Raw genomic sequence first — 14,581 nt, 5'->3', positions numbered from 1 at the left:
GTACGGCAACAATGGGGAGCAGTAAATTTCTTGCATTCTACTGCAAAAAAATCACCGTCAGGGGCCTGGCGTGTGCGGTTGCGCAGGGCAACAGTGACTTCTTCTCAAAAAACCAGGGCGGCGCCCCGGAAAACCGGTGCGCCGCCCTGAAAGCAGCCGGACATGCGCCCTGACGCTGTTGTCCTGGATTAAGCCGCGCGCATCTGCTGTGCCGCTGCCAGCGTATTTTTCAAGGCCGTTTCCGTGGCCACCCGAGCGCGCGCCTTCAGGGCGCAGTCGGGATAGCCCGATAACTTCGCTGGTGCCATCACGGCGCTGGCTTTTTGCCGTAATTTCAGCATGTCGACGGTTGAGGGCATGCGCGGCGAGTCGATGTGATAGACGCCGGGGCCGATTTCGTGCCGATACTGGAATGGGCCAAAGTCTGCCAGCAACGCCATCTCCGAGCGGCACGTTTTGAGCGTGACCACGTCGGCGTCCATGGCGGCGATCTGCGGCAAGATGTCGTGCCGCTGCGCATGGCAGATGTGCGTGTGGATCTGCGTCGTGTCGCTGACCACGCAGGCGGCGATGCGGAAGGCGCGCGTGGCCCAGTCCAGGTAGGCGTCGCACTTGCCGCGGCGCAGCGGCAAGCCTGCGCGGATGGCCGGCTCATCGATCTCGATGATGCCAATGCCGGCCGTTTCCAGGTCTTGCACCTCGTCGCGGATGGCCAGCGCCAGCTGCAGCGCCGTCGTGGCGCGCGGCTGGTCGTCGCGCACGAACGACCATTGCAAGATTGTGACGGGGCCCGTCAGCATGGCCTTCACGGGTTTTTGCGTCAGGCTTTGCGCGTGCACCGTCCAGGCTACCGTCATGGCGGCCGGGCGTTGTACGTCGCCGTAGACGATGGGCGGCTTGACGCAGTGCGCGCCGTACGCTTGCACCCAGCCCAGGCGCGTGAAGGCGAACCCGTCGAGTTGCTCGCCGAGGTAGTCGAGCATATCGTCGCGTTCCGCTTCGCCATGCACCAGCAGGTCCAGGCCCAGCGCTTCCTGGCGCTCTACGGCGTGGGCGATGTCGGCGTGCATCTGCTTTGTATACTCTGCGCTTGCCAGTTCGCCCCGCCGATAGCTGACGCGGGCGGCGCGGGTGGCCGTCGTCTGCGGGAAGGCACCGATGCTCGTTGTCGGAAAGTCCGGTAGTTGCAGGCGCGCGCGCTGTACGGCCTGGCGCTGCGGGAAGCTCGAGTCGCGGCGGTCGACGGTGGGCGTGAGCGCTTGCAGGCGCTGCGTGACCGGGGAGCGGTGTACGCGTGGGCTGGCGCGCCGCCCTGTGATGGCCAGACGAGACATTGCCAGCGCGGCTAGCGCGGCGGCGTCGGACTGGCCTGCCAGTGCCCCCTTGAGCCGGGATAGTTCCACCAGCTTTTCCGTCGCAAATGCCAGCCAGCTGCGGATTTCTCCGTCGAGCGCCATTTCCGCTTCCAGGCTGAACGGTGTGTGCAGCAAGGAGCACGACGGCGCCAGCCACAGGTGGCCCTGGCGTTTCGCGGCCAGCGGCTGCAGCACGGCGAGGGCCGCGTCGAGGTCGGTGCGCCAGATGTTGCGCCCGTCGACGATGCCGATCGACAAGACTTTATGCGCGGGCAGCCAGTCCGTCACGCTGATCAATTCATGCGCCGCGCAGATGCCGTCCACGTGCAAGCCGGCCACGGGCAGGCGGCAGCTCAAGCTGAGGTTTTCTTCCAGCGGCGAGAAATACGTGGCCAGCAAGATGTTGACACCCACCTGGTTCAACTGCCAGTAGGCGCTCTCGAAGGCGCTACGCCAGGCGTTGGGCAAGTCCAGGCCCAGGATCGGTTCATCCACCTGCACCCACGTCACGCCTTGCTGCTTGAGGCGGTCGAGCAGGGCGCCGTAGACGGGCAGCAATTGTTCCAGCAAGTCCAGGCGGTCGAAGCCCGACTCGCCTGCTGTCTTTTCCTGGCCCAGCCAGAGGAAGGTGAGGGGGCCGATCAGGGCCGCCTTGACTTGGTGGCCGAGCGCCTGCGCCTCGGCCACTTCCGCCAGCAGGCGCTCGCAAGCGAGCGAAAACTGGGTCTGCGGCGACAATTCGGGCACCAGGTAATGGTAATTGCTGTCAAACCAGGGGCGCATTTCCAGCGCGGGCTTGCTGGCGCTGTCCGTATGCTGTGCATGATGGTGGCCGCGCGCCATCGTGAAATAGCGCGACAGCGGCGATTGCTCTGGCGCGAAATTGAAACGCGCCGGTTCGCAGCCCAGCAACTGGATGTGGTTGGCCATCTGGTCGTAAAAAGCGAAGTCGCCCACGCTGACGTAGTCGAGCCCGGCGTCGCGTTGCTGCGCCCAGTGGCGCGCGCGTAATTGCTGGCCTGTCTCTTCCAGCGCAGCCTCGGATAGTTCGCCAGCCCAGTGACTTTCCAGCGCCAATGTCAGTTCGCGCGCGGCGCCGATACGGGGAAAGCCAAGGATGTGCGTACGAATGGTCATGATGTCATCGAGATTTAATGTGAATGCGCTAAAGTGTGCGGCTACTTGATCTATAATCAAAACGAAACATTTTGCCGAATAACATGAAAATATTTCACGTGCATACCCCTATTTCCCGATGCTAGAAATTCGCCACCTGCGCACCCTGAGTGCCTTGCGTTCCTCCGGCAGCCTGGTGCGCGCCGCGCAGCTGCTCAATTTGACCCAGTCGGCGCTATCACACCAGATCCGTTTGCTCGAAGAGCGTTACCAGGCGCCCTTGTTCGAGCGCAAGTCGATGCCGATCGCCTTTACTGCCACGGGCAGCCGCCTGCTGGAGCTGGCCGATAAATTGTTGCCCGAGATCGAGCTGGCCGAGCGCGACGTGGCGCGCCTGTCGCAGGGCGACAAGGGGCAGTTGCGCGTGGCGCTCGAATGCCATACCTGCTTTGACTGGCTCATGCCGGTGATGGATGCGTTCCGCCAGCGCTGGCCGGAAGTGGAAATCGACCTGGTGTCAGGCTTTCACAGCGAACCGGCGGACTTGCTGCGCTCGGGCGAGGCCGATCTCGTGATCGGTTCGCCTTACGGCCCCGATTTCACCGTGTTTCCCCTGTTTCGCTTTGAAATGCTGGTGGTGATGGCGCAGAAGCACCGGCTGCAGGCACAGCGCCGGCTGGTGGCGGCCGACTTTACGGGCGAGACCCTGATCACCTATCCGGTGCCGGAAGAGCGCATCGACCTGATCCGTGAAGTGCTGAAGCCCGCCGGCATCGAGTTCGAGCGCCGCACGGCCGAATTGACGGTGGCCGTGCTGCAACTGGTGGCGAGCCGGCGCGGCATTGCCGCCTTGCCCAACTGGGCCATCAAAAATTACGTCGATTACGATTATGTGGTGGCGCGCCCGGTGGGCGAACACGGCTTGTGGAGCGATCTGTATGTGTCCGTGCCGAAGCCGTTGCAAGACAAGGCGTATGTGCGCGATTTCGTCAGCGTGATACGCGAGCAGTGCGCGGCCTCGCTGGACGGTATCAAGTTGTTGTCCTGATCAACGTTGAGTTGGAAACAGGAAAGCTTGATAAATATCAAGGTTTAGCAATGAACCACCGCTTACAGTCGAGTACTGTGCGGCGCAACATGGCGCCGTCCACTCTTGGGGAGGAAGGACATGTTTTCATTTTCCGAACAATGGGCACGCGCCGGCAAGGCCGTGCTGGAAGCACAGCTGATCAGTGTGCAAGCATATGCCGAGGCCACAGTCGACAGCGGTGCCAGCGTGCTCGATTGGCAGCTCGATGCCGCCCGCGCGGCGCTGGCCGCCGCTACGGTAGCGGGCAATCAGCTGTTGTCCGTGAAAGACCCACAAGCACTGCTGCAACTGTCGCGCACGCAGTCGCAACTGGCCATCGAACGCATCGGCGCATATGGCCGTCAGGCAAAGGATGTTGTCCAAGAAACCCAAGAGAAATTCGATACTGTGACAAAGGGTGAGTTTGCTGCGTCGCATCAAAAAATTGGCGAGCTACTGCAGGTGGTAAAGCAAACGCCGGTGCCTCTGATTATTCCCTTTAATAATTTTCTAAAAAGCACTTTCGGCGGCGCCGATGAAGGGTATGATAAAAATAAAAACACGTGTGCCGCTCGTCAAACACAGGTGCCTTGCGGCTAGTGAGCGCTTATCCGCCGCGCCAGGCCGGCTGTCTCGCCGCCTGCGGTGCGGCGCTGGAACTGCGGCGCATGCCACGCTAGAATGAATGACAGCTTGCTATGTCTTCACGGATTCATTGGATTGTATTAATACCTTGACCTTGACCTTGGCCTTCGTGGCCTGCTTATCGGAGAAATAAATGGATGATGTCGTAATCGTGGCCGCCGGCCGTACCGCAGTCGGCAAATTCGGTGGTAGTCTGGCCAAGATTGCTGCGTCCGAACTGGGCGCGCATGTAATCAAGGGCTTGCTGGCTCAAACCGGCATCGACCCGAACCTGATCGGCGAAGCGATCCTGGGCCAAGTGCTGACGGCTGGCGTTGGGCAGAACGCCGCGCGCCAGGCTGTCATCAAGGCTGGCTTGCCCAGTTCCATCCCGGCCTTCACCATCAACAAGGTATGCGGCAGCGGCCTGAAGGCCACGCACCTGGCGGCGCAAGCGATCAAGTGCGGCGACGCCAACATCATCATTGCCGGCGGCCAGGAGAACATGAGTGCTTCGCCGCACGCCATGAACGGCTCGCGCGACGGTTTCCGCATGGGCGACTTCAAGATGATCGATACCATGATCGTCGACGGTCTGTGGGACGTGTACAACCAGTATCACATGGGCATCACGGCGGAAAACGTCGCCAAGAAATACGAAGTCACGCGTGCCGAGCAGGATGCATTCGCGCTGCAGTCGCAACTGAAGGCGGAAGCGGCGCAAAAGGCCGGCAAGTTCAAGGATGAAATCCTGCCGTTGGAAATCGCCAACAAAAAAGGCACGGTGGTCTTCGACAGCGACGAATACATCAAGCCCGGCTCGACTCTGGAATCGCTGACCGGTCTGCGTCCCGCGTTCGCCAAGGATGGCACCGTCACCGCCGGCAATGCTTCCGGCCTGAACGATGGCGCCGCCGCCGTCATCATGATGTCCGCTACGCAAGCGAAAGAACTGGGCTTGAAGCCGCTGGCACGCATCAAGGCTTACGCTTCGTCAGGCCTGGATCCGGCCCTGATGGGCATGGGCCCCGTCTCCGCTTCGCGCTTGTGCTTGAAAAAAGCCGGCTGGACGCATGAAGAACTGGACTTGATGGAAATTAACGAAGCGTTTGCCGCGCAAGCGATTGCCGTCAACAAGGAAATGGGCTGGGATACCAGCAAGATCAACGTGAATGGCGGCGCGATTGCCATCGGCCACCCGATCGGCGCCTCCGGCGCGCGCATCCTGGTCACCCTGATCCACGAAATGATACGCCGCGACGCCAAGAAAGGCTTGGCTGCGCTGTGCATCGGCGGCGGCATGGGCGTCGCTTTAGCCATCGAACGCGATTAATCGCTGACGCTGAACCCAGGTCGTTGCGTGCGCTACGTGACGCCGGGGTTCGCTGCGGTTTGCCGTTATCACGCGGCGATGCTGGATAACTGCAATTAAATTATTAACTTTTTAGCAATAGAACGATACTGAGGGGATAAAAATGGCAAGAGTTGCATTGGTAACTGGTGGCATGGGCGGTTTGGGCGAAGCGGTTTGTTTCAAGCTGGCGGCGCTCGGCTATCGCGTGGTCACGACCTATTCTCCAGGCAATCAGAAGGTCGCGGAGTGGCTGGCGACGACCAAGGACATGGGCTATGACTTCAAGGCGTATCCGTGCGACGTCGCCGACTACGATTCGGCCGCTGCCTGCGTGGCGGCGGTGCAAGCGGAAATCGGTCCTGTCGACGTGCTGGTGAATAACGCCGGCATCACGCGCGACATGACGTTCAAGAAGATGGACAAGCCGAACTGGGACGCCGTGATGGGCACCAACCTTGATTCCGTCTTCAATATGACCAAGCCCGTCTGTGACGGCATGGTGGAACGCGGCTGGGGCCGCATCATCAATATCTCGTCCGTCAATGGCCAGAAGGGCGCCTTCGGCCAGACCAACTATTCGGCTGCGAAAGCGGGCATGCACGGTTTCACCAAGTCGCTGGCGCTGGAAGTGGCGCGCAAGAACGTTACCGTCAACACCATTTCGCCAGGCTACATCGGCACCAAGATGGTCATGGCGATTCCACAGGAAGTGCTCGACAGCAAAATCATCCCGCAAATTCCGATGGCGCGCCTGGGCAAGCCGGAAGAAGTGGCCGGCCTGGTAGCCTACCTTGCCTCCGACGAGGCAGCGTTCGTCACGGGCGCGAATATCTCGATCAACGGCGGCCAGCACATGTCGTAATCGCTACCCAGGTACAACAAAGAGACAGCTGCGGCTGTCTTTTTTTATGGTGCAAGCAAAACAGGCGGGCCGGGTAGCAGGATCCGGGCGAGGCCTTGCGGGGGCAATTCGGTGTGTCGCATGCCTGGTGCCGCTGGCATGCGAGGTGGGCCATGGCGCCATCGCTGCGGCTGGAAGCTTAGCCCAGCACCAGCCGTCCGGCCAGCAGCACGAAGACGGAGGGCAGCACGAACTTGCCGTAAGGCGAAGGTTTGCCGCGCAGACGGCGTGCCAGGCGTGCCGCCAGCACGGCGTACACGGCGTCGAACAGCAGGCCCAACAGCACCAGGACGGCACCCAGGCGCAGGTACTGCATGCCGACACTGTCGCTGCCGGTGACGAATTGCGGCAGGAACATGCTGCAAAACAGCAGTGCCTTCGGATTGAGCAGATTTGTCAGGAAACCACGCACCAGGCTGGCGCGGGCGCTGTGCGCCGTGGCGGGAGCGGCATCTTCCTGCGCCGTTTTCTTCGACAGGGCCGACTGCAGCAGGCGCAGCGCCAGGTATAACAGATACGCGGCACCCGCCCATTTGACCCATTGCAAGGCTTGCGGATGCGTCACCATCAGCGCCGCCAGGCCGGCGCCTGACAGCGCCACATGCACCGCGCGGGCGCCGGCGATGCCCACTGCCGTCACCAGCGCCGTCGTCACGCCGCGCGCAGCGCCCGTCGCCAGCACCAGTGCCATGTCCGGGCCCGGCAATAAAAAGGCGCCAGCCAGTGCCAGCAGGTACATCAGGAAGGTAGAATCGGACATGGCTCAGTCGAAAAGGAAAGTGGGAGCACGCGCACCGTGCAGCTTGCTCGCCGGGCACCATTATGTTCTTGCTGTGATGAAATGTGCTTGCTTTTCCTGCCCTCCATGCCCTAGTATTTGGGTAGATTCCACTCCTATAAAAACAAAAAATAGATGAAAATTTCAGAAGTTAGCCTCGATGCCACCGATTTGCAGATACTCAGGCTGTTGCAGGATGAAGGACGGCTGTCGAATGCGCGCCTGGCCGAGCGTTTGAAGCTCAGTGAAACTCCCGTCTGGCGCCGCTTGCGTCGCCTGGAAGAGGAAGGCTTTATTACCGGCTACCAGGCTTTGCTCAACCGCAAGAAACTGGGCATCGGCCTGGTGGCGTTTGTACGCGTCGTGTTTGCCAACCATGGCGGCGAGCAGCCGTCGCAGTTCGAGCAAGCGATTGCGACGATACCCGAGATCTTGTCGTGCCACAATGTGGCAGGCGAAGCCGATTATTTCCTGCAAGTGGTGGCGCGCGATCTGGAAGCGTATGGCGAGTTCGTATCGACCGTACTGCGCCGCCTGCCTGGCGTGGCGGAAATCCAGTCCAGCCTGTCGATGCGCGAAATCAAGTCGTCAAACCGCTTGCCCTTGCCGCTGGCCTGAGGCGCCGGCGGCGCACTATAATTGGGTCTTTGCCAGGCAGCCGCTGCCTGGCCTCCAGACTGTCTACGAGGACCGCCATGCCTGACTCCCTGTCGCCCCTGTCGCCGCTGTTTCCCGCCCTGACGCCACGCCGGCACGGCATGCTGGCGGTCGATGACATCCACAGCATTTACTGGGAAGAGTGTGGCAATCCCGACGGCATTCCCGTGCTGTTTCTGCATGGTGGCCCCGGCGCGGGCCTGTCGCCGCAGCACCGCCGCTTTTTCGATCCGCAGCGCTATCGCGTGATCCTGTTCGACCAGCGCGGCGCGGGCAAGTCCACGCCGCTGGGCGAATGGCGCAACAATACGACGCAGTTGCTGATCGAGGATATCGAACGCTTGCGCGCCCAGTTCGGCATCGATCAATGGCTGGTGTTTGGCGGTTCCTGGGGCTCGACCCTGGCGCTGGCGTATGGCCAGGCGCACCCCGAAGCCTGTCTCGGTTTCGTGCTGCGTGGCATTTTCCTCTGTACGCAGGCGGAAATCGACTGGTTCATCGAAGGCGTGCGCTGGTTCTATCCGGAACTGTACGACGCCTTTGCCGCCCCCATCCCAATCGAAGAACGGGGCGATCTGCTGGCGGCCTACGTGAAACGCATTCTCAGCAGCGATCCTGCCGTGTACTGGCCGGCCGCGCGCGCCTGGAGCCGTTTCGAGGGCCGTCGCGTGTATCTGATGCCGCAGCCGGAAGAGGCGCCCAACGATGCGCTGGACCTGGGCGTGGGCCGGCTCGAATCGCATTACATGGCCAATCTCGGTTTCTTCGAGGAAGACCAGCTGATACGCAATATGGCGCGCATCGCGCATTTGCCGGCCGTCATCGTGCAGGGACGCTACGATGCCATCTGCCCGCCCCTGTCGGCTTACCGCCTGCAGCAAGCCTGGCCCGGCGCGCAGCTGGAAATGATCCCGGACGCGGGCCATGGCGCGCTCGAGCATGGCATCGCTTCGGCGCTGGTGCGCGCCACCCAGCGCTTCGTGCCCGGGCGTGGCTTCGCATGACGTCAAACCTTGCTGGTTGGCAAAGCGGCCAGCCGGCGTGCGCCACCTGCTACACTATGGCCTGTGCTGGCGCCAGGGTCGGGCGCCGGAGTGAACCCACGACTTTTTATCCATGAATATACAGATCGGCGACATCGGCCATATCATCCAGCTGGCGATTGCGCCGGTTTTCCTGCTGACCGGTATCGGCACCATGCTGGTGGTGCTGACCAACCGCCTGGGCCGCATCATCGACCGCACGCGCGTGCTGGAAGACCGGCTCGACATTGGCTACAACGATTTCTATATGGATGAGCTCGATACCTTGTATCGGCGTACCCATTTGATCAATTACTCGATTTCGCTCAGCACGGCCTGCGGTTTCTTTGTCTGCGTCATCATCGCCATGCTGTTTTTGGGTGACATTTTGAACCTGACCCTGGACAAATACATCGCCGTGTTCTTTGTGCTGGCCGTGATTTGCCTGATCGGCTGTTTTATTTACTTACTGCGCGAAATTTACCTGGCCGCGACGGCCCAGCGCATCCGGCGCCATATCCGCCCGCCACGTTAAGCGGCGCGCCGGTTTACCCTACCATTGAAGAACGAGTCCAGCATGCACGATTACAAACGTCCCCCCACCCTGCACCGCTACGGCCAGCGCAGCGAACTTGAACTGGCGCTGAGCCTGGGCCAGTTCCGTCTGGTGCCAGCGGGCAATTGCTTGACCCTCAGCTTTTCGCAAGTGTGGGATAAGCAACTGTTCGACCTATTCGCCCCGGCCGATGCCTGTTTGATCATCCACAATACGGAAGAATTCGGCGAACGTCTGCACCGCGCCGTGCAGCGCACCTTACCCAGTTGGGCCGGCATTGACGGCGTCGTCGAGTATGGCCAGCGGGCGGCCCTGGGCGCCGCCTTTACCAAGACGCGCGCCGAAGCGCCCGAGCAGGAATGGCTGTTCGCCTGGCGCTCGATGCAGCCGCAGGCCAGCCTGAACCCCGTCACGGTAAAACTGGGCAGCCTGGAAAACTTTGCGGAAATCCGCGACCGCGATACCTACTTAGCCTGATTTCCGCCCTGATGGCTGTCGATGCGGGCCAGCACGGCCGCCATCATGCGTTCGATATCGCCGCGTATCATGCTCGTGCCCAGCATGTCGGGCACATAGAAACCCGGCATCAGCCGGCTGGAAAAGACGATGCGCGTGCCGCCCGTCTCGGTGACGGGATACACATTCCAGCGTGCTTCGTAATGGCGCATGTCGCCGGAAATGAGGGCGATGTCGATGCTGGTGGATGGCGTTTCCGTGGCCCGCACCACCAGGTGGATGGCGTAGTTCATGAATAGGAAGCGCGCCATGCCCTGCTGCTCGATGATGACTTCATTGCCGTTGCGCGACAGCACGCGGCAAGAGCTGAGGTCGGGCACGAATTCATGCATGCGTTCATAGGTGGTCAGCGTCTTCCAGACGGAGGCCGGCGGCGCCTGCACGCTGCCGCTGGCATCGACTTCATACATGCGCTGCCCGTCGATCTCGATGCGCTTGACCTCGACCTTCAGCTTCTCCTGGCGTACCGTCTGTGCCAGCGCGCTGGCGGGGACGGCGCATAACATCAGTAGGCAGAGTAAGAGTCGCGTCATACTACCTAGGCTACGGGAAACTGGCGCCCGGCACAAGCGGTACGCATCGCCGGCGAGCGCGACTGGCGATTTAGAACTCCCGGTCTAGAGAAATACACTGCGGTGGCCAGCAATGCTTGTTACCGTACGGCTTGCATACCATCACCTATCGGACCGACCATGACTGCCTATCCCCATTTGCTGGCCCCGCTCGACCTGGGCTTCACCACCTTGCGCAACCGCGTCATCATGGGGTCCATGCATACGGGCCTGGAAGACCGCTTCTATCATTATGGCAAGCTGGCCGCGTTTTACCGCGAGCGGGCACGCGGCGGCGTGGGCCTGATTGTCACAGGTGGCATCTCGCCAAACCGCCAGGGCTGGCTGCTGCCGTTCGGCGGCACCTTGAATTTCCTCGGCGACGTGCCGAATCACCGCAAGGTAACGCGCGCCGTGCACGAGGAGGGCGGCAAGATCGTCATGCAGATCCTGCATGCGGGTCGCTATGGCTATCAGCCGTTTGTCGTCTCGGCGTCGGCGAAAAAATCGCCAATTTCCCCGTTCCGCCCGCGTCCCTTGAGCGAACGGGGCATCGAGCGCACCATCTGCGACTATGTGCGCTGCGCGCGCCTGGCGCAAAAGGCCGGTTACGACGGCATCGAAGTGATGGGCAGCGAGGGCTATCTGCTGAACCAGTTCCTCTGTGCGCGCACGAATCTGCGCCAGGACCGCTGGGGCGGCACGATCGAGAACCGTATGCGCCTGCCGGTGGAGATCGTGCGCCGCATCCGCGCCGCCGTCGGCCCCAACTTCATCATCATGTACCGCCACTCGCTGCTCGACCTGGTCGAGGGCGGCAATACCTGGGACGACGTGGTGACGGTGGCCAAGGCGCTGGAGCACGCTGGCGTGAGCATCCTCAATACAGGCTTCGGCTGGCATGAGGCGCGCGTGCCCACCATCGTCACCTCCGTGCCGCGCGCCGCGTTTGCCTCCGTGGCGGGCCGTTTGCGCCGCGAAGTGAGCATTCCCGTGGTGGCGTCGAACCGCATCAACATGCCGCACGAGGCCAACGCCATCCTGGAACGCGGTGACTGCGACCTGGTGTCGATGGCGCGCCCCTTCCTGGCCGACCCTGACTTTGTCGCCAAGGCCGCCGCCGGACGCGCGGACGAGATCAACACTTGCATCGGCTGCAACCAGGCGTGCCTGGACCACACCTTTGCCAACAAGCGCGCCAGTTGCCTGGTCAACCCGCGCGCCTGTCATGAAACGGAACTGGTGTACGCGAAAAAGGCTGTGCCGCGCCGGGTGGCCGTCGTCGGCGCCGGGCCGGCCGGCCTGTCTGCCGCCACCGTGGCCGCCGAATGCGGGCATGAGGTAACCCTGTTCGATAGCAGCGACAGCGTGGGTGGCCAGTTCAAGGTGGCCATGCAGATACCTGGCAAGGAAGAATTTACGGAAACCATCCGTTATTTTTCCCGCCGCATCGCCTTGTCGAGTATCAAGCTGTGCCTGGGCCAGCGCGTGACGCGCGAGCAATTACTGGCCGGCGGCTACGACGACGTTATCGTCGCCACGGGCATCAAGGTGCGCCTGCCGGCCATTCCCGGCATCGATCACCCGAAAGTGCTGTCGTATCTGGATGTGCTGCAAGCGAAGAAGCCGGTCGGCGCGCGCGTCGCCATCATCGGCGCCGGCGGCATCGGCTTTGACGTGAGCGAGTACCTGTTGCACGACCCGGCGCATACGCTGCCGCAAACCGTGGCGGCATGGGCGGGCGAGTGGGGCGTCGACCTGGACGCGGCGAGCGGCGGCGGTCTGGTGCCACCCGCAGCGTCTGTACCCGTGCGGCAGATTTTCCTGTTGCAGCGCAAGACGTCGAAAGTGGGTGCGGGACTGGGCAAGACTTCGGGATGGGTACACCGCGCGGCCTTGGCGAGGAATGGCGTGGCCATGCTGGCCGGCGTCAGCTACGACAGGATCGACGGGCAGGGTTTGCACATCACCGTGGGCGGCGAGCAGCGTTTGCTGGCAGTCGACAACGTGGTCATCTGCGCCGGCCAGGACAGCCTGACGGAACTCATGCCACCGGTCGACCAGAATGGCAAGCCAGTACAGGCGGGCGGCCCGCGTTTCCACAAAATCGGCGGCGCCGCGCTGGCGTCGGAACTCGACGCCAAGCGGGCCATCCGGGAAGGCGCGCAACTGGCCGCGAGTTTGTAAATTGAGGGCTGAGGTCAGACCCGGCGGGGGGATGCGCCCCAGTGGGGCACATCCCGATCCCGCAGGGACCGACCCCGGCAAGAGGTTCGGCATCAAAGAACCTTAATGGCCATGCCCCTTCTTCACCGCCTCAAAGCTCTGCAGCACGTGCTCGGCCATGCTATTGGCCAGCTCGTGCTCGCCAATAAAAACTTTGCCCGCGTTTTCTGCGCGTAGCAATTGCGCCTCTTCTTCGCTGTGGGTGCGCACCAGCGTCATGATGCCGGGGTTGAGTGCGCGCGCCGTCGCTATCATGGCGCGCACGTGGAAGGTATCGTGCGTGGCGATGACGAGCATGGTGGCGTGCGTGATGTGCGCCTGGATCAGTACGGCCGGTTCCGCCGCATTGCCGGCCACGGCCGGAATGCCCTGCTTGCGCAGCTGGTCGACGATGTCGCGGTTTTCCTCGGCCACGACAAAATGAATGCCCCGTTCCATCAGGGCGGCGGCGATGCGTCGGCCCACGCGCCCATAACCGACCAGCACGACTTGGCCTGACAGCTTTTCCTGCGGCACCGTTATCGGCAGCTCGGCCAGCGGGTCGGCGGTGCGTTCAAACTTGCGCGCAAAATCGCTGTTGCCGAGCACGCGCAGCAAGGGCTTGGCCATGCTGAACACAAGTGGATTGAGGCCGATGGACAGGATGGCACCGGCCAGTATCAGGCTTTGCCCTTCCTGCGGCATCAGACCCAGCGACAGGCCCAAGGCGGCCAGGATGAAGGAAAATTCACCGATCTGCGCCAGGCTGGCCGAGACGATGATGGCTGTTTTTGGCGGATAGCGCAGGGCGATCACCAGCAGGAAGGCGGCGATCGACTTGCCGAAGATAATCACGGCGCACACGGCCAGCACTTGCAGCGGCTTGTCGATAAGAATAGTCGGCTCGAACAGCATGCCGACGGAAACGAAGAACAGCACGGCGAAGGCGTCGCGCAGGGGCAACGATTCCTCTGCTGCGCGATGACTGAGTTCGGATTCGCGCAGCACCATGCCGGCGAAGAAGGCGCCCAGCGCAAACGACACGCCGAACAGCTTGGTGGAAGCGTAGGCGATGCCGACGGCAGCGGCGATCACGCACAGGGTGAACAGTTCACGCGAACCGGTGCGCGCCACTTGCCACAAAATCCATGGGAATAGCTTGCGACCCACCACCAGCATGAAGACGACGAAGCCGGTCACTTGCCCCAAGGTCACGGCCAGGGTGTGCCACAGGCTGACGGCCTCGGCATCCGGCGCGACCTTGCCACCGAGCACACCGGCGAACGCCGGCAGCAGTACCAGCACCAATACAGTGACCAGGTCTTCCACCACCAGCCAGCCGACGGCGATGCGGCCATTGAGCGAGTCGAGGATGCCGCGCTCTTCCAGCGCACGCAGCAGCACCACGGTACTGGCCACGGAAAGTGCCAGGCCAAAGATCAAGCCGCCACCGAGTGTCCAGCCCCACCAGTGGGCCAGGCCCATGCCCATCGCCGTGGCGACGCCGATCTGCAAGATGGCGCCGGGCAGCGCGATCTTGCGTACGTCCCACAAATCTTTGATGGAAAAGTGCAGGCCGACACCGAACATCATCAGCATCACCCCGATTTCCGCCAATTGCCCGGCAAGTTCCGCATCGGCCACAAAACCGGGCGTGGCCGGTCCGATGATGATGCCGGCGGCCAGATAGCCGACCAGGGCCGGCAGTTTCAGGCGCGCGGAGATAAAGCCGAAGATGAGGCCGAACCCGAGGGCGGCGGCGATGGTGGTGATCAGACTGATGTCATGCGGCATGCGTGGTGGGTTCCTTATGCGAATATGTGGCTGGAAAAAGAGGGTGTTGAGCGATTGAGTATAAACGCAACAAAGCTGCACGG

At 62.2% G+C, this 14,581-nt stretch carries 13 protein-coding genes; 9 read left to right on the top strand and 4 right to left on the bottom strand.

The window, feature by feature from the left end:
* Nucleotides 1-188: 188 nt before the first annotated feature.
* Nucleotides 189-2,492: a 5-methyltetrahydropteroyltriglutamate--homocysteine S-methyltransferase gene (gene metE / locus ACQ4V8_RS11305; protein WP_436571478.1), complete on the bottom strand. Its 2,304-nt coding sequence runs from the start codon at nucleotides 2,490-2,492 to the stop codon at nucleotides 189-191.
* A gap of 118 nt (nucleotides 2,493-2,610) precedes the next feature.
* On the opposite strand from metE, the gene ACQ4V8_RS11300 reads away from it, so the two are divergent.
* From ACQ4V8_RS11300 to phbB, 4 genes are all read left to right on the top strand, one after another.
* Nucleotides 2,611-3,519, top strand: coding sequence for a LysR family transcriptional regulator (locus ACQ4V8_RS11300; RefSeq protein WP_010393622.1), 909 nt, complete (start codon nucleotides 2,611-2,613; stop codon nucleotides 3,517-3,519).
* Between the two features lie 120 nt (nucleotides 3,520-3,639).
* Nucleotides 3,640-4,140 carry a phasin family protein gene (locus tag ACQ4V8_RS11295; protein ID WP_010393620.1) on the top strand — a complete coding sequence of 167 codons (501 nt, stop codon included), beginning with the start codon at nucleotides 3,640-3,642 and terminating at the stop codon, nucleotides 4,138-4,140.
* Between the two features lie 178 nt (nucleotides 4,141-4,318).
* On the top strand, nucleotides 4,319-5,497 hold the full coding sequence (locus tag ACQ4V8_RS11290; RefSeq protein ID WP_010393618.1) for an acetyl-CoA C-acetyltransferase: 1,179 nt from the start codon (nucleotides 4,319-4,321) through the stop codon (nucleotides 5,495-5,497).
* Nucleotides 5,498-5,639: 142 nt separating this feature from the next.
* Nucleotides 5,640-6,380: an acetoacetyl-CoA reductase gene (phbB, locus tag ACQ4V8_RS11285; RefSeq protein WP_010393616.1), complete on the top strand. Its 741-nt coding sequence runs from the start codon at nucleotides 5,640-5,642 to the stop codon at nucleotides 6,378-6,380.
* Nucleotides 6,381-6,558: 178 nt separating this feature from the next.
* Here phbB and ACQ4V8_RS11280 read toward each other — a convergent pair whose 3' ends face one another.
* Entirely contained in the window at nucleotides 6,559-7,179 is a 621-nt protein-coding gene (locus tag ACQ4V8_RS11280) for a LysE family translocator (RefSeq protein ID WP_029496071.1), read from the bottom strand.
* Between the two features lie 153 nt (nucleotides 7,180-7,332).
* On the opposite strand from ACQ4V8_RS11280, the gene ACQ4V8_RS11275 reads away from it, so the two are divergent.
* From ACQ4V8_RS11275 to ACQ4V8_RS11260, 4 genes are all read left to right on the top strand, one after another.
* On the top strand, nucleotides 7,333-7,815 hold the full coding sequence (locus tag ACQ4V8_RS11275; protein WP_010393611.1) for an Lrp/AsnC family transcriptional regulator: 483 nt from the start codon (nucleotides 7,333-7,335) through the stop codon (nucleotides 7,813-7,815).
* Nucleotides 7,816-7,892: 77 nt separating this feature from the next.
* On the top strand, nucleotides 7,893-8,858 hold the full coding sequence (gene pip / locus ACQ4V8_RS11270) for a prolyl aminopeptidase (protein ID WP_436571477.1): 966 nt from the start codon (nucleotides 7,893-7,895) through the stop codon (nucleotides 8,856-8,858).
* Nucleotides 8,859-8,970: 112 nt separating this feature from the next.
* Nucleotides 8,971-9,411 (top strand): DUF2721 domain-containing protein, encoded by a 441-nt coding sequence (locus ACQ4V8_RS11265; protein WP_010393607.1) that lies wholly within the window; start codon nucleotides 8,971-8,973, stop codon nucleotides 9,409-9,411.
* Between the two features lie 42 nt (nucleotides 9,412-9,453).
* The gene (locus tag ACQ4V8_RS11260) at nucleotides 9,454-9,909 is read left to right on the top strand and encodes a hypothetical protein (RefSeq protein WP_010393605.1); all 456 of its coding nucleotides are present in this window, start codon (nucleotides 9,454-9,456) and stop codon (nucleotides 9,907-9,909) included.
* Here ACQ4V8_RS11260 and ACQ4V8_RS11255 read toward each other — a convergent pair.
* Complete coding sequence (locus tag ACQ4V8_RS11255; RefSeq protein WP_070346022.1) at nucleotides 9,897-10,454, bottom strand: SRPBCC family protein; 558 nt, start codon at nucleotides 10,452-10,454, stop codon at nucleotides 9,897-9,899. The genes ACQ4V8_RS11260 and ACQ4V8_RS11255 overlap by 13 nt on opposite strands.
* A gap of 186 nt (nucleotides 10,455-10,640) precedes the next feature.
* Here ACQ4V8_RS11255 and ACQ4V8_RS11250 point away from each other — a divergent pair, with 186 nt between their 5' ends.
* Entirely contained in the window at nucleotides 10,641-12,686 is a 2,046-nt protein-coding gene (locus tag ACQ4V8_RS11250; RefSeq protein WP_010393601.1) for an NADPH-dependent 2,4-dienoyl-CoA reductase, read from the top strand.
* Between the two features lie 102 nt (nucleotides 12,687-12,788).
* On the opposite strand, the gene ACQ4V8_RS11245 is transcribed toward ACQ4V8_RS11250, so the two are convergent.
* The gene (locus ACQ4V8_RS11245) at nucleotides 12,789-14,498 is read right to left on the bottom strand and encodes a cation:proton antiporter domain-containing protein (protein WP_436571476.1); all 1,710 of its coding nucleotides are present in this window, start codon (nucleotides 14,496-14,498) and stop codon (nucleotides 12,789-12,791) included.
* Between the last annotated feature and the right edge of the window lie 83 nt (nucleotides 14,499-14,581).

Source organism: Janthinobacterium paucivorans (assembly GCF_051380805.1).
Classification (GTDB): Bacteria; Pseudomonadota; Gammaproteobacteria; order Burkholderiales; family Burkholderiaceae_D; genus Janthinobacterium; species Janthinobacterium lividum_D.
Note: the sequence above shows the minus strand (reverse complement) of the source record. Positions and strands in the feature narration are given on the sequence as shown.